Annotated in this window: 15 protein-coding genes and 1 tRNA gene; 8 read left to right on the top strand and 8 right to left on the bottom strand. The window is 69.5% G+C overall.

Annotation, left to right across the window (positions count from 1 at the left end; all coding sequences use genetic code 11):
* Window positions 1-82: 82 nt before the first annotated feature.
* Entirely contained in the window at window positions 83-2002 is a 1920-nt protein-coding gene (gene htpG, locus OG906_RS01990) for a molecular chaperone HtpG (RefSeq protein WP_329439348.1), read from the bottom strand.
* 95 nt (window positions 2003-2097) lie between these two features.
* On the bottom strand, window positions 2098-3795 hold the full coding sequence (locus tag OG906_RS01985) for a carboxylesterase/lipase family protein (RefSeq protein WP_329439346.1): 1698 nt from the start codon (window positions 3793-3795) through the stop codon (window positions 2098-2100).
* 179 nt (window positions 3796-3974) lie between these two features.
* Here OG906_RS01985 and OG906_RS01980 point away from each other — a divergent pair, with 179 nt between their 5' ends.
* Window positions 3975-4937 carry a helix-turn-helix domain-containing protein gene (locus tag OG906_RS01980; protein ID WP_329439345.1) on the top strand — a complete coding sequence of 321 codons (963 nt, stop codon included), beginning with the start codon at window positions 3975-3977 and terminating at the stop codon, window positions 4935-4937.
* 131 nt (window positions 4938-5068) lie between these two features.
* Complete coding sequence (locus OG906_RS01975) at window positions 5069-5593, top strand: DUF1203 domain-containing protein (RefSeq protein WP_329439343.1); 525 nt, start codon at window positions 5069-5071, stop codon at window positions 5591-5593.
* A gap of 71 nt (window positions 5594-5664) precedes the next feature.
* Here OG906_RS01975 and OG906_RS01970 read toward each other — a convergent pair whose 3' ends face one another.
* Window positions 5665-6621, bottom strand: coding sequence for a GlxA family transcriptional regulator (locus OG906_RS01970; RefSeq protein ID WP_329439341.1), 957 nt, complete (start codon window positions 6619-6621; stop codon window positions 5665-5667).
* Between the two features lie 82 nt (window positions 6622-6703).
* Here OG906_RS01970 and OG906_RS01965 point away from each other — a divergent pair, with 82 nt between their 5' ends.
* From OG906_RS01965 to zwf, 4 genes are all read left to right on the top strand, one after another.
* Window positions 6704-7297 (top strand): MBL fold metallo-hydrolase, encoded by a 594-nt coding sequence (locus tag OG906_RS01965; RefSeq protein ID WP_329439339.1) that lies wholly within the window; start codon window positions 6704-6706, stop codon window positions 7295-7297.
* Between the two features lie 376 nt (window positions 7298-7673).
* Window positions 7674-9077, top strand: a complete 1404-nt coding sequence (locus OG906_RS01960; RefSeq protein ID WP_329439337.1) for a DUF7507 domain-containing protein — start codon at window positions 7674-7676, stop codon at window positions 9075-9077.
* Between the two features lie 377 nt (window positions 9078-9454).
* Complete coding sequence (locus OG906_RS01955; RefSeq protein ID WP_329439335.1) at window positions 9455-10309, top strand: alpha/beta hydrolase; 855 nt, start codon at window positions 9455-9457, stop codon at window positions 10307-10309.
* Between the two features lie 229 nt (window positions 10310-10538).
* The gene (zwf, locus tag OG906_RS01950; protein WP_329439333.1) at window positions 10539-11999 is read left to right on the top strand and encodes a glucose-6-phosphate dehydrogenase; all 1461 of its coding nucleotides are present in this window, start codon (window positions 10539-10541) and stop codon (window positions 11997-11999) included.
* Between the two features lie 57 nt (window positions 12000-12056).
* Here the strand turns inward: zwf and OG906_RS01945 are convergent, their stop codons facing one another.
* Both OG906_RS01945 and OG906_RS01940 read right to left on the bottom strand, forming a co-directional pair.
* Window positions 12057-13562: a SulP family inorganic anion transporter gene (locus tag OG906_RS01945; protein ID WP_329439331.1), complete on the bottom strand. Its 1506-nt coding sequence runs from the start codon at window positions 13560-13562 to the stop codon at window positions 12057-12059.
* Window positions 13563-14007: 445 nt separating this feature from the next.
* Window positions 14008-14583 carry a hypothetical protein gene (locus OG906_RS01940; RefSeq protein WP_329439329.1) on the bottom strand — a complete coding sequence of 192 codons (576 nt, stop codon included), beginning with the start codon at window positions 14581-14583 and terminating at the stop codon, window positions 14008-14010.
* A gap of 276 nt (window positions 14584-14859) precedes the next feature.
* On the opposite strand from OG906_RS01940, the gene OG906_RS01935 reads away from it, so the two are divergent.
* Window positions 14860-15453: an isochorismatase family protein gene (locus OG906_RS01935; RefSeq protein WP_329439327.1), complete on the top strand. Its 594-nt coding sequence runs from the start codon at window positions 14860-14862 to the stop codon at window positions 15451-15453.
* Between the two features lie 94 nt (window positions 15454-15547).
* Here OG906_RS01935 and OG906_RS01930 read toward each other — a convergent pair whose 3' ends face one another.
* Window positions 15548-16072: a cupin domain-containing protein gene (locus OG906_RS01930; protein WP_329439325.1), complete on the bottom strand. Its 525-nt coding sequence runs from the start codon at window positions 16070-16072 to the stop codon at window positions 15548-15550.
* A 241-nt stretch (window positions 16073-16313) separates the two neighbouring features.
* On the opposite strand from OG906_RS01930, the gene OG906_RS01925 reads away from it, so the two are divergent.
* Window positions 16314-16432 (top strand) — tRNA-Arg (locus OG906_RS01925).
* A gap of 116 nt (window positions 16433-16548) precedes the next feature.
* Here the strand turns inward: OG906_RS01925 and OG906_RS01920 are convergent.
* Together OG906_RS01920 and OG906_RS01915 are read right to left on the bottom strand one after the other, a co-directional pair.
* Window positions 16549-16827 (bottom strand): hypothetical protein, encoded by a 279-nt coding sequence (locus tag OG906_RS01920; RefSeq protein ID WP_267797250.1) that lies wholly within the window; start codon window positions 16825-16827, stop codon window positions 16549-16551.
* 573 nt (window positions 16828-17400) lie between these two features.
* Entirely contained in the window at window positions 17401-18303 is a 903-nt protein-coding gene (locus OG906_RS01915; protein WP_329439321.1) for a hypothetical protein, read from the bottom strand.
* Between the last annotated feature and the right edge of the window lie 1233 nt (window positions 18304-19536).

The raw sequence follows: 19536 nt of genomic DNA, 5'->3' as shown, positions 1-19536 counted from the left end.
GCGTCCCAGGAGACCGGCCGCCGAGCGGGGGTGCGGACGCGCACCCCCCCGCTCGGCGGCCGTGAACGGGTCGCCCCATCCGTCACATGGCGCGGGTCAGCCGCTCGGTGAGCAGCCGGGTGAAGCGCGCCGGGTCGGGCAGGTCGCCGCCCTCGGCGAGCAGGGCGCTGCCGTAGACGAGCTCGGCGATCTCCGACAGCGTCGGGTCGTCGGCGTTCGCCTCGTGAGCGGTACGCAGCGCGATGATCAGCGGATGGGTCGGGTTCAGTTCCAGGATCCGCTTGACCTGCGGCATTTGCTGCCCCATCGCCCGGTACATCTTCTCCAGCGTCGGCGTCATGTCCTGGGCGTCACCGACGATGCACGCCGCCGATGTCGTCAGCCGGGACGACAGACGGACCTGCTTGACCTGGTCGGACAAGGCCGTGGTCAGCCACGGCAACAGGCCGGCGAACGCCTCGTCGCGCTTGACCTTCTCCGCCTCGGCCGCCTCATCACCCTCGGCGGCCTGCTCGCCGAGGTCGACCTGCCCCTTGGCGATCGACTGGAGCCGATGGCCGTCGAAGGCCGGAACCTGGTCGGTCCAGACCTCGTCCACGGGGTCGGTGAGGATCAGGACCTCGTACCCGTTGGCGGCGAACGCCTCCATGTGCGGAGAGTTCTCCACGGTGGCGCGGGTCTCGCCGGTCAGGTAGTAGATCGCCTCCTGGCCGTCCTTCATGCGCTCGACGTACTCGCGCAGGGTGGTGGTCTTCTCCTTGTCGTGCGTGGAGTCGACCGACACCAGCGGCAGCAGTGCCTCGACGTTGTCCGTGTCCTCAAGGAGACCCTCCTTCAGGACACGACCGTACTGGCCCCACAGCTGGGCGTAGCGCTCGGAGTCGGCTCCCTGCACGTCCTTGAGCGCGCCCAGAACCTTCTTCACCAGGCGCCGTCGCACGTTGCGGATCTGACGGTCGTGCTGGAGGATCTCGCGGGACACGTTCAGCGACAGGTCGTGCGCGTCCACCACACCCTTGACGAAGCGCAGGTAGTTCGGCATCAGCGCTTCGCAGTCGTCCATGATGAACACGCGCTTGACGTACAACTGCACGCCGCGCTTGCTCTCCCACGAGAACAGATCGAACGGGGCCTGCGAGGGAATGAACAGCAGCGCCTCGTACTCGAAGGTGCCTTCGGCGCGCATGTGGATCGTCTGGGCCGGGTCGAGCCAGTCATGGCTGATCTGCTTGTAGAACTCGCTGTACTCGGCCTCGGTCACCTCGCTTCGGGGACGGGCCCACAAGGCCTTCATCGAATTGAGCGTCTCGACCTCACCCGCGGCGACGTCGCCGCCGTCCGCGGGTTCGGCAGCCATCCGGATCGGCCAGCGGATGAAGTCCGAGTACTGCTTGACGATCTGGCGGATCTTCCAACCGGCCAGGTAGTCGGCCAGCCCGTCCTCGCTGTCGGCGGGCTTGAGGTGCAGGGTCACCGAGGTCCCCACGGGCAGGCCGTCCACGGCCTGGATCCGGTAGCTTCCCTCGCCGTCGGACTCCCACTGGGACCCCGCCTCGGAGCCGGCTCGACGGGTGCGCAGGACGACCTTGTCGGCGACCATGAAGGCGGAGTAGAAGCCGACGCCGAACTGGCCGATCAGGCCCTGCGCCGCGGCATCGTCCTCGGCCTCCTTGATCTTCTGCAGCAGACTGGCCGTGCCGGACTTGGCGATCGTGCCGATCAGCTCCACGACATCGTCCCGGCTCATGCCGATCCCGTTGTCGCGGACGGTCAACGTCCGGGCGTCCTGGTCGACTTCCAACGCGATGTGCAGGTCGGAGGTGTCGACCTCCAGATCCGCGGCGGTCAGCGACTCCATCCGGAGCTTGTCCAGGGCGTCGGAGGCGTTCGAGATCAGCTCGCGCAGGAAAATGTCTTTGTTCGAGTAGATCGAGTGGATCACCAACTGCAACAACTGGCGGGTCTCGGCCTGGAATTCCAGCGTCTCGACACTGCTAGCCACGGGGGCTCCTTCCTTATACGGATGAAACGCATGATATGCGGGATGCCATGCGGTTCCGGAGCGCGTACCGCGACAGTTCAGGGCAGTCCGGTGACTCACCGGGGCAGACGATCCCAGAACGAGCAGTGGTGCGCGGAGTTCACATCGACGGGTCGAATACCACCCGGCCCGGGGGCCAAGGACTGCACGGTCCGCGCGTGCGGTGACGAAGGGCGCAGGACGGGCCAGAGCGGGGCGTCGGAATGGTTCGGGTTGCCGGTGCGCGCAAAGTTGGTCCAGTAGTCGACCATCCGGTCGGACAGGGCGCGTTGGGAGTCGGTCAGCGGTCGCTCGGTGGGGAAGGAGGAGAACAGGTAGGGCATCTCGAACCCGTGCGCGGCGCCGTACGGGAAGCCGGGGTTCGCCGGCAGGCCGGCGAGGACGGGTGCGTCCGGATCGCTGAACTCATATCCGTAGAGGGGCAGTCCGGGGGCGTGGGCGGCGATCGCCCGGCCGGCCGCAGTCGTGGTGCAGCCGAGGGAGCGATCGGTCAGCACCGCGGCCCAGGCCAGTGCGGGCGAGGCGTGGTCTGCTGCCGGATACTCCGCCTCGACGGCCGGGGCCGAGCTTCCAAACGCGTCGACCAGGCGGGCGCGATAGTCGTTCTCGGTGCGGATCGGGAACGCGGCGAGCGACAGGCCGACGAACATCCGCATCTCATCGCGGTTGGTGCCCTGCATGATCGGCACGCGGTGGAAGCGTCCCGACGTCAACGCCCGGTCCGGAGCCACGGGCAGCAGCGCGTTGCCGAAGGCCGGCCGGTTGAACGACTGCATCAGCTGCGCGGTGGCGAGGCGATCCGTGCTCTGCCCGCGCAGGCACGCCAGCACCTCGTCTCCGGTACCCGTCGCGCAGCCCAGTTGCCGGGCGGCGTCCGTGCCGGCCGTCTGGACATCGCGCTGGGAGCTGAAGGGCTCGTAGGCCGGAGTGTGGGGTCCGAGGGCTCCGGGCGGGAAGGACATGAGGCAGGAACCGCTCTGGAGCACGGCCCGCTGGAAGAGCCCGACGGCCGTCGGCGAGGTGAGGTGTGCGCACACGCTGAGGGCGCCCGCGGACTCACCGAACAGCGTGACCTTGCCCGGATCGCCACCGAAGCGCTCCGCGTTCGCCCGTACCCAGCGCAGGGCGGCCTGTTGGTCCGCCAGACCGAACGGCGGGGCGGACCCCAACCCGGGGTGACCGAAGTAACCGAAGATTCCCAACCGGTAGTTGACCGTGACGACGACCGCGTCACCCCGGACCGCCGGCCCTTGGGTGTCGTAGTCACTGCCGGAACCGCCCAGGAACGCACCGCCGTGCATCCACACCAGCACGGGCCGCTTCTGCCCGGCGGGCGGCTGCGCCGGCGTCGTGACGTTGAGGTAGAGGCAGTCCTCCGACCCGACGACCCCGCCCGCCCCCGGCGCCGGCGCCGGCATCTGCACACACCGCCCGGCCGCCGTCGTCGCATCCCGGACACCCTGCCACCGGGCGGCGGGCACCGGGGCGCGCCAACGCAGCGGTCCGATCGGCGGCGCCGCGTAGGGAACGCCGCTGAAGGTCGTGTACGAGCCGTGCGACACGCCGCGTACCAGGCCGCGGTCGGTCCGTACGACGGTGCCGTCCTGCCCTGCGGAGAGCGGGGAACCGGGTGGCGCGCCGGTCGCGGGTACGGCGCCGGCCGCGAGGAGGGTCATCGCGCAGAGCACGGGGAAGAGCAGCGCACGGAGCCACTGCTCTCGGCGTGAACGCGGCGCTGTCGGAGTGGGAGACACAGGTACCTTCCGTTTCTGGGTCGGACGCGGTCGGACACGGGATCGGACGAGGCCGCCATGAGGGCGCCCCGACGCCGGCCAGGCTTCAACGAGGCCTGAGCAGCGGGGGATCGGCGTGAACCGATGTGGTCGGTGCTCAGTACGCTAGGACCTCCCGTGCACTGGAGGTTCAAGGGGCTGTGACGCAAGACACGTGGAGCATCGGTGAACTCGCGGCCGAAACGGGGGTGTCGGTCAAGACCCTCCGCTACTACTCAGACAGCGGCCTGCTACCCGTCGTCGCCCGTAGCACCGGGGGCCATCGCCGCTACGGTCCCGAGGCGTGGGAGCGGATCCGGCTCATCAGACGTCTGCGGGCACTGGACACGCCGATCGCGACCATCACGCGGGTGGTCACCGGTGAGTGCTCCCTCGGCGAACTGGTGGCAACCGAGCTCGATGCGGTTCAGGAACGACTGACCGAACTGAGATGGCGCCAGGCCACGCTCAAGGCCCTGGACGACTGCCCGGGCGAGGAACGGCTCCGACGCCTGGAGATCCTCTCTCGCGTGCAGCAACTCCCGCAGGCGCACCGCAGCCTCACCGATCACTGGTATCGCGAGCTGACCGCGAGCATGCCCAAACACCGGCTCGACATCATGATCGCCATGTTGTCGCCCGGCCCGCCACAGGACCCCGAACCAGCGTCGGCCCTGGCCTACGCAGAAATGCATCTGCTCGTCTCCACACCCGGTTTCACCCGCTGGACCCAGGACCACGAGCAAGAGATGAGGGATGGCCCGGCCTTCTACGGCGAGATCGACGAGGCTGCCGCCCTGACGGCCTCCGCTGTGGCCCAGGGGCTGCCACCCGGCGCGGGGGACGCGGTCAACGCCTTCGTGTCCGCCCACGCACGAGCCCGGCGGGAGTCGGACACGCCTGCCTTCCGTGAGTACCTGCACGGGCTGGTGTCACGGTCATCCGGCTTCGACCCACGCCTGGAGCGCTACTGGTCCCTGGTCGGCACGGCCACCGGCGGCCGCGTGCTGAACATGACGGTGGCTCACAGATGGCTGACCGACGGACTGTCGCTCTCGATATCCCGCGACGCGGCACCTGCGACTTCGAGCCGCCCGATCTCCAAGACGGGCGCGAGCCGGTAGCCGTCGAGAGGAGCGGTACGGAAAGCACGCGGGCCCACGGGCCCGGCCGGCCGGCCTTCCGTATGGTCGGGCACCGACGTGACGTCCGTTTCCTGCCGGCGCACCCACACCCGTCGAGGCAGCCTGAGCACATGACCACGACCAAGTACACCGTGCTCCCCGTTGACACAGGCGTGCTGAAGGAACTGCGGATCGCCGACGACGCGGGCCGCCCCTGCGCCCCGTACATCGCAACCCGGGACGACGAGGGCTCCCCGCTGCGCTGCTGTCTGCGGCCCATCGCGCTCGGCGAACGGATCGCCCTCGTCTCGTACGCCCCCTTGCGTCGCTGGGCGGCCGCCAGAGGGGCGGATCCGGGCGCGTACGACGAACAGGGCCCCGTCTTCATCCACGCCGACGACTGCGGTGGCTTCGCCCCCGGTGCGACCTACCCCTTCGACCGGCCGGGCGCCCTGCGTACCGTGCGCCGCTACGACGCCCGGGGCCACATCGCGGGCGGCCGCCTGCTGGAGATCCCGGTCGACGCCACGGCCGGCTTCGATGCGGCCTTCGACGGCGCCTTCCACGATCCGGACGTCATGCTCGTACACGTCAGGGCACTGGAATACGGATGCTTCCACTTCGAGGTGCGACGACCCTCCGCCCAGGAGCAGTAGCCGCGAGCTGATCGATCCACGGCAGGGGACTCTCGCCCTGGGGCCGCCCCGGGCCCTGGCCCGACCCTTCGCTACGGCGTGGTCGTGAAGGCACGACGGTAGGAGCGGGGCGGCACGCCGCGGCGGCGCACGAACTGTTCGCGCAGGACGGCCGCGCTTCCGTAGCCGACGCGGCGGGCTATCTCCTCGACCGGCAGATCCGTGGTCTCCAGGAGTTCCTCGGCGCCGCTCAGACGCAGGCTCCGCAGCCAGGCGTGCGGGGTGGTGCCGGTCGAGGCGGAGAAGCGGCGGGCGAAGGAGCGTTTGCTCATCAGCGCACGCCGGGCCAGTTCCTCGACGGGAAGCGGCTCGTGGAGGTTCGCGCGGGCCCACGCGAGTACCTCGGCGAGACGCTCGTCGCGGCAGCCTTCGGGAACGGGGGCAGTCAGGTACTGCGCCTGCCCTCCCTCGCGATGGGCGGGCAACACCATGTCCCGGGCGACGGCGTTGGCCATCGCGGCCCCGTGCTCCCGCCTCAGCAGGTGCAGGCAGAGATCGAAGCCCGCGGCGGCTCCCGCGCCTGTGATGATGCGTCCCTCGTCGATGTAGAGGGCGTCGGGTTCGACGGTGACTTCAGGGTGGCGGCCGGCCAGCAGGGGGGCGAACCGCCAGTGGGTGGTGGCCCGCCGACCGTCGAGCAGTCCGGCGGCGGCGAGCGCGAAAGCGCCGACACAGTGGGCCGCGACCATTGCGCCGCGCTCGTGTGCGGCCGACAACGCGTCGAGCACCGCCGGAGCGGGCGGGGTGCGAAAGCCGGCCCAGGGCAGGGCGATCACCAGATCGGCCGAGGCGAGCCGGTCCAGGCCGTGCGTGAGGGTGAGCGGCACGCCGAGGTCGGTGGGAACCGGCCCGGGTCGGTCGGTGCACAGGGCGAAATCGAAGCCGGGCGCGGTGTCGCCGTGGCCGCCGAAGACCTCGGTGACGATGCCGACTGCGAGCATGCCGACTCCGGGTGGGGCGTACGCGGCGACCGTCATGAAGGAAGGCATCCGTGCAGTGTGGCACCAATCCTGCGATCAGCGGCAGTTGTGCCACTCGTGGGCGATGAGCCGCCCCGGAAGGATGGGGGCCATGACAGACGCACCGCTCGGCCGCAGCGCCAAGTACACGATCCTGACCACCGGTTACACCCTGTCCACCGGTCCCGGAGTCGCCGCCACGGTCTCCTACGTCACCGACGGCGAGCACCACGTGATCGTCGATCCCGGCATGGTGGCCGGCCGTGACCGGATCCTCGGCCCCCTGGCCGAACTGGGCCTCGGCCCCGATGACATCACCGATGTGATGCTCAGTCACCACCATCCGGACAACACCATGAACGTCGGGCTGTTCGGTCAGGCCCGCGTCCACGACCACAAGGCCATCTACCGTGACGACCAGTGGACCGACCGCGACGCGGAAGGCCACGAACTCACTCCCTCCCTCAAACTGATCCGCACCCCGGGGCACAGCGCCGAGGACATCACCCTGCTGGCCGGCACGCAGGCGGGTGTCACCGCGTTCGTGGGCGACCTGTGGTGGCGCCCGAACGGGCCGGTGGACGACCCCGTGGCCCCGGACCATGACGTACTGCTGGCGTCACGGCTGCGGGTCCTGGCCGCCGCCGACACCATCGTTCCCGGCCACGGCCCGGCCTTCCCGGCCGACGACACCGCCCCCCACTAGGGCCTGTCGCAAGACGGCCCGGCCGCCCGCGTACGGGAGCAGCGTCAACCCGGCGATGTCCGATTCACCCGGGTGGGGGCGAACGTGAGGCGTGCAGCGGAGGCTTTCGGTCGGGACGGGGTAGGCGGGTGAATAGCAGGGTGGCATATGTGGCGGAGGCGGTGTGTCTTCGATGTCGCGGAGGACGACGTGCCGGGATTCGCTCCGGCGCGGATCATCCAAACCCACCGTGCGGGATTGACCGAACCTGACCTCTCGTCACTTTACGTGTTCATCCGAGTGCGATGTCCTCACTGTGTGTTCCGGCTCCGCGGCGGCCCGCAGAGGATGCGGCCGGGCAGCGGTGCATGCAGCAGCGTCGACTCAAGGGGAGAACATGGCCACACCTCCTTCTGCTCCGCTCCGGGTTGCCCTGGCCAACGGCAGCTTCGAAGAACCCTCCGTGACCGGTGTGGAGATCCTGCCGGACGCCTCGCAGACGCAGGCGCCCAAGCGGGTACCGGGCTGGCTCACCACCGCCTCCGACCACAGGATCGAACTGTGGCACTCGGGCTTCCAGGGAGTACCGGCGGCCGAGGGCGCCCAGTTCGCCGAACTCAACGCGAACGAGGTCTCCACGCTCTACCAGGACCTGCCGACCACCCCCGGTACGAAGCTGTACTGGCGGCTGTACCACCGTGGCCGCCAGGGGGACGACACGATGGCGCTGGACATCGGTGCGCCGGGCTCCACGTCGGAGCAGAGGCGCTTCACCGACGGCAACACCGCCTGGGGCTACTACACGGGCACCTACACCGTCCCGGCGGGCCAGACCCTGACACGCTTCGCCTTCCGTTCCATCTCCGCCGCCGGCGGAAACCGCGGCATCGGCAACTTCCTCGACGGCATCTTCTTCGGCACCGCTGCCTACGTGGTGCTCGACAAGACCGCGATTCCCTCGGGGCCGCTGGAGGTGGGCGACGTCGTCACCTACCGCATCACCGTCAAGAACGAGGGCGGCGGCGGGGCCGACAACCTCATCCTGACCGACGTCATCCCACAGGACACGACGTATCTGCCCGGTTCACTGCGCATCGTCGGCGGCCCGAACGCGGGAGCGAAGAGCGACGTGCAAGGCGACGACCAGGCGTACTACGACGCCGCGGCGAACAAGGTCGTCTTCCATCTCGGCAACGGCGCTTCCGCATTGCAGGGAGGCAGCCTGCCCAGCACCGAGACCCTGCCGGCCGGAACCACGGTGGAGTACCGGGTCACCATCGATCGGTCCGGCGGCGGCAAGCAGATCAGCAACACCGCGACCGCCTCCTACGAGAACAGGCTCGCCGACAAGCCGGAGCCCTTGACGTCCACCTCCAACGAGCAGATCACACAGGTCAAACCGGCCGCCGACCTGACCGTCGCCAAGGCGGCGGACGCGACCACCGTCACCGTCGGCCAGACGGTGACCTACCGCATCACCGTGCACAACACCGGCCCGAACCAGGCCACCGGAGTCACCGTCACCGACCGGCTGCCGGACGACCTCACCTTCCTGTCCGCCGATGCCGCACCCGGGAGTCACGACCCGGCCACCGGGCAGTGGACCGTGGGCGACCTGGCCGTCGGCGCCACCGCGACCCTCGTGCTGCGGGCCAAGGCCACCAAGGCCGGACTGATCGGCAACACCGCCACCGTCACCGGCAACGAGAAGGACCCGGACGCCGGCAACAACACCGACACCGTATCCGTCTGCGTCGAACCGGCCCCGTCCTGCTGCGACCCCTGCGCCACCCAGAAGTAGCCCCGCCGCTGGTCGGTTGAACGGGAGGTTCCGAGGGGCTCGGAGCGAGCGTTTCGGCGCCGAGCCCCCCGCCTGCCCGTCCAGCCACGGGTCTTGATCATTGCCACGGAACCCCGGTGATCATTAGGGTTGTGTCATCGAAGACCGAGCGGCAGCGGGGTAGCTGTGTGTCGGGGGATGTGGTGGGGTTGCTCGCGGGTGCGTACGCGAACCAGGTCATGGGGGCGGTGGGTCTTGGCGTCCTTGGGAGGCGGAGTCCGACGTGCGGACGCCCGCCCGGCGCGGCCGGGACGCCCGGTTCCGGCAGGTGACCGCGATCCGGTACCCGCCCCGCGCATGCCGCCGATGCCGCAGGACAGCAGAAAGCAGGCAGACAGATGCAACCCACGTTCGTACTGGTTCACGGAGCCTTCTCGAACTCCTTCTCCTTCGCGCCGCTCCAGGCCGAACTCGGCCTGCTCGGGCACCGTTCGGTCGCCGTCGACCTGCCCGGCCACGGTTTCGAGGCGACCTACACGCGGGCCTACCAGGCTCCACAAGATGGCGACGGGCTCGCCACGGCGTCCGGCTCGATCAAGGGCGTCACCCTCGCCGACAATGCGGCGCACCTGATCGGCATCCTCGAACGAGCCAAGCGGAACGGGCCGGTGATCCTCGTCTCCCACAGCCGCGGCGGCGTCACGGCCACCGCCGCAGCCAACATACGGCCGGACCTGGTGGACCGCATCGTCTACGTCTCGGCCTGGTGCCCCGTCGATCTCGACGTCAACGACTACTACGCCGAGCCGGAGATGGCCACCGTCGACGCCGCCTCCCTGGGACTGGCCCTGGCCGGCAACCCGGCCGAACTCGGCCTGCTCCGCGTCAACTTCCGCACCGCGAACCCGGACGCCCTCACGGCCTTCAAGGCGGCCTTCCTCGCCGACGGCACCGACGAGCAGTTCCTGACCTTCCTGAACACCTTCCAGCCCGACGAGAACCTGGACGTCGGCACCTCCACCGACCGGGCACAGGCGCAGACCTGGGGCCGTATCCCGAAGACCTACATCCGCCTCGCCGACGACACGAGCCTCCCGCTCGCCCTACAGGATCGGCTGATCCGTGAGGGCAACGCACTGACGCCGGACAACCCCTACGACGTCCGCACCCTTGAGGGCAGCCACCTGAAGTGGCTGGTCGACCCGGCGCCGGCCGCCCGCGTGCTGGGTGAGCTCGCGGCACTGGCGGGATAGGCGGCGCACCACGCGGGCTCGTCCCGGCTTCCGAATCCCCCCCGCGGGTGGGTCTGCCAGGTGGCCGGCCGCCCCAGGGGACCGGTTCGGACGAGCCCGGGTGCCGGATCGGCCGGGGGCGCGCAGAGTGGGGCTTGAGGACGCACGGCCGCCGCCACGACGGCGGGCACGGCACAGGGCCCGGGCCGTGCCGGTGCAGCGCTCAGGCGCGGACGAGTGAGGATGCCCGATGGTCCAGCCGGCCCAGTCTCCCGAGCCCCCTGAAGACCACGTCATCGTATTGTTCGGCGCCACGGGCGACCTGGCCCGGCGCAAGCTGCTGCCCGGGCTGTTCCACCTGGCGCGAGCGGGGCTGATGCCGCAGCGCTACCGCATCGTGGGCACCGCTCCGGCGGCGGAGGCCCTCACCGATCAGGAGTTCCGCGCCCACGCGCGGCAGGCCGTGGCGGAATTCGGACGCTCGCGGCCCGAGGGGCCGGACTGGGAGACGTTCGCGGCCGCCCTGTCCTTCGGCGCGGCCGACACGGGAGCGGCCGACCCCCTGACGGCGGCCGTGAGCGCCGCCGAGGCCGCCCTCGGCGGCAAGCCGCGCCGGCTCTTCCACCTCGCCGTGCCGCCCGTCGCGTTCACCTCGATGATCGACCTGCTCGGCGCGACGGGGCTCGCCGCGGGCGGCCGGGTCATCGTGGAGAAGCCGTTCGGCACCGATCTCGCGTCCGCCCGCGCGCTCAACGCAACCATCCACCGTGTCTTCGACGAGTCACGGGTGTTCCGGATCGACCACTTCCTCGGGAAGGAGGCCGTCGACAACGTCCTGGCGCTCCGCTTCGCCAACGGTCTCTTCGAGCCGCTGTGGAATCGTGAGCACATCAGCCACGTACAGATCGACGTGCCCGAGCACATCGACATCCAGGGCCGCGCCCGCTTCTTCGAGGGCACCGGAACGTTCCGCGACATGGTCGTCACCCACCTGTTCCAGCTGCTCGGGTTCGTCGCCATGGAACCGCCGGTCGCCCTGGAGGCGGACGCGCTGCGCGACGAGCAGGTCAAGGTATTCCACAGCATGCGCGTGCTCGACCCCGCGCACGTCGTCCGCGGCCAGTACACCGGCTACCGCGGCGAGCAGGGCGTGGATCCGGCCTCGGACACGGAGACGTTCGTGGCGCTGCGGGTCGAGATCGACAACTGGCGCTGGGCGGGCGTGCCCTTCCACCTGCGGACGGGCAAGGCTCTGGCCGAGGGCCGTCACGTGGTGACGCTCGGCCTGCGCGAGCCGGTCCTGCGGATGTTCCCGCTGGACGTGCGGGCCGCTGCCGACGGCCGGAGCAACGAACTCGTCATCGACTTCGACGATCCGGGTTCGGTCACTGCTCGCCTCCTGATGAAGGAGCCGGGGCCGTCGATGCAGCTGGCCGAGGCCGACATGGTCTTCAACTACGGCACCTCGTTCGCCGCGCAGAACTCGCTGGAGGGGTACGAGCACCTCCTGCTGGAGGCCATGCGCGGCAACCAGTCCCTGTTCACGCGGTCCGACGGCGTCGAACGGCTGTGGGAGGTGGCCGCCCCGCTGCTCGACGCGCCACCGCCGGTGGATTCGTACGCCCCCGGGAGCTGGGGGCCCGGCACCATCGAGGCTCTCGTCGCGCCGTACCGCTGGCATCTGCCCGAGCGGCGGGCCGCGTCCTCGTAGGCCCAACGGCGAAGGGCCCCGGCCGGTGGCCGGGGCCTTGTCGGTGGTGGGGTGGGCTCAGTGGTTCGTGAGTTCGCCGGTGAGCTTGTTGTGGAGGTCGGCGCTGAGGTCGTTGAGGCCGATGATCTTCACTGTCTTGCCGCGCTGCTTGTACTTGGTCTCGATCGCGTCCAGGGCTGCCACCGAAGAGGCGTCCCAGACGTGGGCTGCGGACAGGTCGATGACGATCTTGTCGGGGTCGCCGGCGTAGTCGAACCGGCCGACGAGGTCGTTGGAGGAGGCGAAGAACAGTTCGCCGGTCACGGAGTACACGACGCCCGCGCCGTCCGGGTCGGTGACGGCACTGACCTCCGCGACCTGGGCGACACGCCTGGCGAAGATGACCATGGCGGTGACGGAGCCGACGATGACGCCGATGGCGAGGTTGGAGGTGGCGACCACACAGATCACGGTGATGACCATGACCGTGATCTCCCCGGCCGGCATGCGCTTGAGGGTCCTGGGGGCGATGGAGTGCCAGTCGAAGGTCGCGAAGCACACCATGACCATGACGGCGACGAGTGCGGCCATGGGAATGTCGGAGACGACCGGGCCGAAGACGATGCACAGCACCATCAGGAAGGCGCCCGCGAGGAACGTGGACAGGCGGGTGCGGGCACCGGACACCTTCACGTTGATCATCGTCTGGCCGATCATGGCGCAACCGCCCATGCCGCCGAAGAAGCCGGTGACGATGTTGGCGATGCCCTGGCCGATCGACTCGCGGGTCTTGGAGGAGTGGGTGTCGGTGATCTCGTCGACGAGCTTGGCCGTCATCAGGGATTCCATCAGGCCGACCAGCGCCATCGCGAAGGCGTACGGGGCGATGGTGGTCAGGGTGTCCAGGGTGAACGGAACGTCCGGCAGGCCCGGCACCGGCAGTGAGGACGGCAGCGCGCCCTTGTCGCCGACGGTCGGCACGGCGATCGCGGCCGCGACCGTGATCACGGTCAGGATGACGATGGAGATCAGCGGAGCCGGGACCACGGTGGTGACCTTGGGGAAGAACACCATCAGCGCGAGGCCGCCGATGATCAGCGGGTAGACGGCCCACGGGACGTCGTGCATCTCGGGGACCTGCGTCATGAAGATCAGGATCGCGAGGGCGTTGACGAAGCCCACCATCACCGAGCGCGGAACGAACCGCATCAGCTTCGCGACGCCGAGCGCGCCGAGCGCGACCTGGATGACGCCGGCGAGGATGACGGCGGCGACGAGGTAGCCGAATCCGTGCTCCCGGTTCAGGGGCGCGATCACGAGCGCGACGGCACCGGTGGCCGCGGAGATCATCGCGCGGCGACCGCCGACGATCGAGATGACCACGGCCATCGTGAACGAGGCGAACAGGCCCACCGCGGGATCCACACCGGCGATGATCGAGAAGGAGATCGCCTCCGGTATCAGCGCGAGCGCCACGACCAAGCCGGCCAGGATCTCCGTACGCCAGACCTTCGGGTCGTTCAGCCAGTCGGGGAGCAGGCCGCGCAGCCGTGCGGCGGGGGCCTTCGGGGAAGCAGAAGACAAGGGAGCGGAAACCTGTCGTGCTCGGGCGCACCCCACGGACGGCCGGGGGCGGGCGGGAGAACGCGGGGGAGCCGGACCGGCACCCCCGCGGACGGCCCGCCAAGGCGGGCCGGAAGAAGAGGGGAGGTGGAGCGGGGCCCACGCGCGGACGCGGCGGGGCTTCACACCTGGGCGGAACGGCTCACGGCGGGCAGGGCGCGGCGGTGGGCGTCATGGGCTCGCGCACGCTCTCTCCTGCGGGAATCGGTCTCCGACCGGGGGCGCCATCGGCCCCGAACACCATCACGGGGCGCCACGAGGCGCCCCTGTCACCGGAAACTCTAGCTCCTCGACTCCACCGACCGCCTCCACCAGACCGCACCCGCCCGTCCCTGCCCCCGTCCCTGCCCCCGGTCCTGACCCGCGGGTCCTGACCACGACAGCCGGGCCGTCCGGTGGGGTTCGTTCAGGACCCGTACCGCAGGAGTCGGCTGTGTGCTGCCTGGGGGCTGATACCGAGACCGTCCGCGATGTCCGCGACCGGCGTCTCGTCCTGCTCCAGGTGGTGGGCCGCCGTCCTGGCGATCCGTTCGACGGTGCGCTCCAGGGCGGCGGCCGCTCGCAGCGCGGCCAACGGTGCCTGGTCGGCGAGGTGTTCCAGTTCGGAGTCGACGCGTTCCAGTAGTTCCTGTACGTGCGGGGGCAGGGGCACGGCCCGGGCCTGGATGGTGGCGATGTGAAGTTGCCAATCGCCGAGTGGTCCGTCCGGATCGAGCAGGAACGGGGTCGGCAGCCCGTCACTGACCTTGGACCAGTCGATCGGGTACAGGTACGAGCCGCGCCACCCACACGAGCAGCCCGCCTTGACGCTTTCCGCACTCGGCGCACCGAGGGTGCCGTCGTAGTCCCACCAGTCGGTGCTCGTGTGGACCTCGGACCCGCTGCCGACATCGAACACCAGCGGTGCCGGTTCATCCCCGTCCGACAGGACGGCCGTGGGCCGGCCCTCGTGCTCGTCTGCGAACTCGCTGATCTGCCACATCGATGGTCCTCCGGAACGCCGTCGCCTTCGTCGTCGACAACGACCATGGCGCACACGGGCGGACGTGCGCGGCCGGATCGCGAAACCGGACCCTGCCGGATCGATCTGGGCTCCTCGTGTTCGAGCGCGCGAATCGTTCCTGCGGTGAACGTTCTCGGCTGTGTGGGTCAGCGCGGCCCGCTCCTTGTCCGGCACAGGTGAGAAGGCGGGTAGAACGCGGGTGTCGTTCCGTCGTCGTCCGTCTTCGTCCTGTCTTCGTCCTGAGAGGTGTTCGTGATGAGCCGAGGTTTGATCGTCGTGGATGTACAGAACGACTTCTGCGAAGGAGGCAGCGTTCCCGTCGCGGGAGGCGCACGGCTCGCCACGGCCATCGCCGAGCTGGTGGAGCGAAGCGCGGACGGTGGCTACCAGTACGTCGTGGCCACCCGGGACCACCACATCGACCCGGGAAGCCACTTCTCCCCGCACCCCGACTTCAAGGACAGCTTCCCCGTGCACTGCGTGGCGGGCGACGAAGGCGGCGAGTTCCACCCGAACTTCGCCCCCACTGTCGCCGGCGGCAAGGTCCACGCCGTCTTCTTCAAAGGCGCCCACAGCGCGTCCAAGAGCGGCTTCGAAGGCACGGACGCCGAAGGGACCTCCCTCGCGGACTGGCTGCGTGCCCGCGGGGTGAAGGACGTCGACGTGGTGGGCATCGCGACCGACCACTGTGTGCGCGCCACCGCGCTGGACGCCGCCGCGGCGGGATTCGGCACCCGGGTACGCCTGGACTACTCGGTCGGCGTGGCCCCCGACACCGTCGCCTCCACTCTGGACGACTTCCGCCGGGCAGGCATTGAGGTGTCCGGCCGGGCACCGGTGTCGAGTTAGCCCGGCGGGCGGCCAGGCTGCGGGCAACCGTGGCCGTGCCCGATCCCTTCGGGCGAATGAGCGGCCGAGGCCAGGCAGAAGGCGTGCCTGGCCGCTACGTGGGGGAGGGGGCGCCCGGCTGCGGTGGGGCCGGGCGGCAGTAGCGGTGGACGAGTTCGGCGTGGTCGGGGAAGAGGGTCGTGAGGGTGTCCGGCCGGCCGAGGGTCATGTCGGCATAGTCGAATCCGGGCGCGACGGCTTCGCTGATCAGGGCGTGGTCTCCGGCGGTGAGGTGGGAGGCCTTCCAGACGCCTCCGGGAACCGCGAGGGTGAGGGATTGACCTCGTTGGGGGTCCTGGCCGAGGACGTCGGTGCTGTGTCGGCCGTCGGGGTGCAGGAGATGGTAGGTGACCGGTTCGCCGTGGTGGTGGAAGTGCAGGATGTCGGAGCGGTTCAGGTGCCAGTGTCCGACGGGGGACCAATGGGTGAGCAGATAGTGGATGGAGGTCAGGGTGTAGCGCTCTCCGTCGGGTGTCCGGGTGCGGGGGCGGTGGTCCGCCTGAAAGGTCCGACGGAAGTACCCGCCCTCCACATGGGCTTCCAGGCCCAGGGAGTCGATCCAGTGTCGTGCGGTGAACATGCTTGCCCTCCTGGGGTGGTGGAACGAACGCGGCGCCTGACCTGACCGATGCGCGTTCAGTGGGTGCCTCGGCGCGGTTCGTGGGCCCTGAGGCGCGGCGGCTCCGGGTGGCGGTCCCGCGTGCCGGACGGGCCGGGAATTCGGAGGGGCGGTTCGCTCCGCTCTGGATAACGGCTCGCTGAGGGGAAGGCGATCGCCTACCTTGAGCCGGAGCGGGAGCGCGCGCGATCTCGCAGGCTGCGGTGCCGTGGCAGAGCGGCCCATTGCGATCGACGTGGGCGGGGCCCCGCTCACGTCGACTGACGGAGACGGGGCGGGCCTGCCCCTACCTGTCCGCGGGTTCAAATCCCGTCGGTACCGCAGCCGACCTGGACGACGCGGATCCCCTGCGCCGGCACCCCATTCCGGTCCCCTCGTGCCTTCGCGTCGTTCCACCGCTGCGGGCCCCGAGAGCGCGTCCACGGTGCGGCGACCGATCAACCACAGCTGTCGATCTTCCTCCGCTGGTCTTGCAGAGCATCGGCGCCTGCGGCGATGACCTCGGCGAGCCGGTTGGCGAAGGCCGCGTTGCATCCTCCCAACCGGACGAATCCGTGGCCTGCCACCGGCCCGTCGTTGCTCAACGAGGGGAGGGTCATGTCTGCGAGCGCCAGCGCGGCCTGGAGGTTGGTGACGGCGTCTTCGCCGGCTTGGTAGGCGGCGTCCTGGCGCCGCTTGTACTGGACTCGTTCGGCGTGGGTCATTTCGTACGCCATGGTGCTGACCTCTCATTGCAGGAGTGGGAATCGAGGCGCCGGAGCGCGTGGGGTAGGCGGTTCGTCCGCCGGGCACGGCACTCTCGCCTGGTGGGTCGGTACTGCGCCCACGAGTTCCGTGGAAGTGCCGGGGTGCCTCGCGGACCGAACCGGACCGGACCGGACGAGACGTCGGCATCTGAGGCCGGCGGTGCGCGGCTCAAGGACGTAGAGGCGCGAGACGCTCCAGGGCCGGCTTGTGAGGGGACAAGGTGGTCCGTCGGACTGAGTCTGCGCACGGCCCGTGACCATCGGTTTCGATCTTCGTTTCAAGGTGCAGAAGAGCACCCCCTCCGACGTGCGGGAAGGACCGGGTTTGCCAGGAAGTCATCGGCTGCCACCGCTTCTGCTCGTGCTCTTCCTGGCGGACGCCCGTGCCTCGGCCCCCACGCCGCCGTGGTGACGGCGATCGCTGTTCCGGGAGACGGGGGCCCCAACGCCCCCCGAAGCAACCGGAATCCATGGACCGAGCCGACACGCATCGCATTGATCTGTGTGAACAGTGCTGACGCACACCTGCCGCCACCATGTGCCCTACCCGAATCGGTGACTGTGGGACGGCTGGCCAACAGCCCTGCTGTCCGCCGCGGGGTAGTCGGGAGGGACCCTGCCCGAGCCGCGTCTGGCCGCGGCCGCCTGCTTGAGCTGAGCCGGCGAGGAGGCCGACGGGGTTCGGTGCCGCGGAGTGACCTGCCGAGGCGGCCGTGTCAGGGTGATCTGACGGACCAACTGTTGGAAGCAGGCCAGCGCGGCGACAGCGGGAAGGGCGGACGCAGCTCCGGCGGCGATCGTTCTGGGTGCCTGGGCCACGCAAAGAAGCGTGGCCAGGGTGGAGAACAACAAGACGATGGACCAGGAATGGACCGCGCGGCGCTGATGCAGAGCGGATCTGAGGATGGACAGTGAAGCGACCATCCAGGGGCCGTAGATCAGCAGCGGCCACCAACTGACCACTTCGCGGGCCGTGTGGGGGGCGGCGCTGTGACGCAGGGCGTCACAGATGGCCAGTCCGCTGAGAATGCTCACCACCGTGGCGATGGCGGCGACCAGGACGGCGGTGAACAGGCTTCCCGTCTGCAGCAGGGTCATCACCGGCGACCTCGACTGGTTCCTGCGGTGCCCGCCTGAGGGTGGCGTGGCCGGTCCCTTGTCAGGGGTGTGCTGCGCCCCTGCGACGAACCCGATGGTTCCGGCCGTGTCACCGGTCGTGCCGAAGCCGACTCGGGTGAACATGTCCGTCTGCCCGAGCGCGGGGTCCTCTTGGAGAAGGCCGGCGAACTCCGTCGCCGGATCCCACGACGTGTGCACCTCGCCCGTCCCGCCGAACGGCTGCCCGGGGGAGGGGGCCTGTACGTGCTCGGGTCGGGCCCAGAACGCGGAGGTCTCCGGTTGGGGTTGGAGATCTTGGATGCCCGGGTATCCGTACGGCTCATACACGGGAGCTGCCACCCGAGCGCTCGCCGAGGGCCGTTGCGGGGAGTGCCGTCGGCGCCGAACGCCTGCTGAACTCGTCCTGGATCATGCTCATCGCATGGAGGAAGTCCTCGAAGATCGAGGAGGAGTAACGAAGATCGATTTCCAAACTTTCGTGTCCCAGCGTCGCGTTCCGGGTCTCGCCAGAGTCGGTGGACGGCGGAGTGAACATCCACTTCCCGATCCGGGTGGCCCCGGAGTGAAAGCTGTCTCGCCGTCCTTCTCCCTCCGCGGTCCCGGGGAGGGTGAAGAGGGGCTTTGCTGTTGTCATATTCCATAAACGCTCCCGATGTTGGTCTGGGTGTGTGCCATCCGGGTGATGGTGGTCCATGAAAAGGCGTTGACGCAGTCTTATCGGTTCTGCAAATCGACCCGGATCGCGACCTTTCGTGTCGTCACGTCGCAACGTGGCAGGCCATGGGCTGCGATCGACGCAGAGCGGCCCGATGGCCGCGGCGCCCTCCATGAGCCGGTCGCGCACCCGCCGGGGCGGCTGATGGCAATGCGCCTTCTACGGTGCGACGTCCCTGCCGCAGACCACCTGGGCGCCGAACGGCGGCACCCTGTGTGGGGCTTGTCGGGTCCCCTGGCGACCCCATCCGCTACGCCGTCGCCGGGCTGATCATCGGTAAATAGCTCGGGGCGCCCAGGGTCTGGAAACGGCTCGGCATGGCTGCAATCGGAGGACAGGGCGCATCCCGGCATATGCCTCTGCGTTATGTCGGGCAGTCGCCGGGGCTCCGACCCTGTGCGACACCACGAGTCTCAGCCTTCGAAAGGACCGACTATGGGAGGCATCCTCCTGTGGATCATGCTGATCTCCGTTGCGGTGGCCGCGGGTGTCACCGCGTTCGCATCATCAAGGGCCGGCCGGCTTTGGCCGGTGGACACCCGGGAGCTGAGGCGCCAACAACGCTTCGAACACGTTCTAACCCTCCATGTACATGCCGCCCCGCTGTCTCGTCCGGCAGTCGTCGCACCGGGACGGCCGCCGGAGGAGCCCGTCGGTGGTACCCCTCGCTTGAGTGAGGAGTGGCTCCGACTCGTTCATGAGACGTGGCGCTCACTCCGCACGGATCGTCACGACTGGGCGCCTCGCCGACAGTCGACGTCACTCGGTGAACAGCCGCGACCCTGACGACGCCGGCCTCGCCGTCCCTTCCGGAGGCGACACGACGAAAGAGGCGGTTGATATCG

Origin of the sequence: Streptomyces sp. NBC_01426 (genome assembly GCF_036231985.1) — a bacterium.
Classification (GTDB): domain Bacteria; phylum Actinomycetota; class Actinomycetes; order Streptomycetales; family Streptomycetaceae; genus Streptomyces.
Note: the sequence above shows the minus strand (reverse complement) of the source record. Positions and strands in the feature narration are given on the sequence as shown.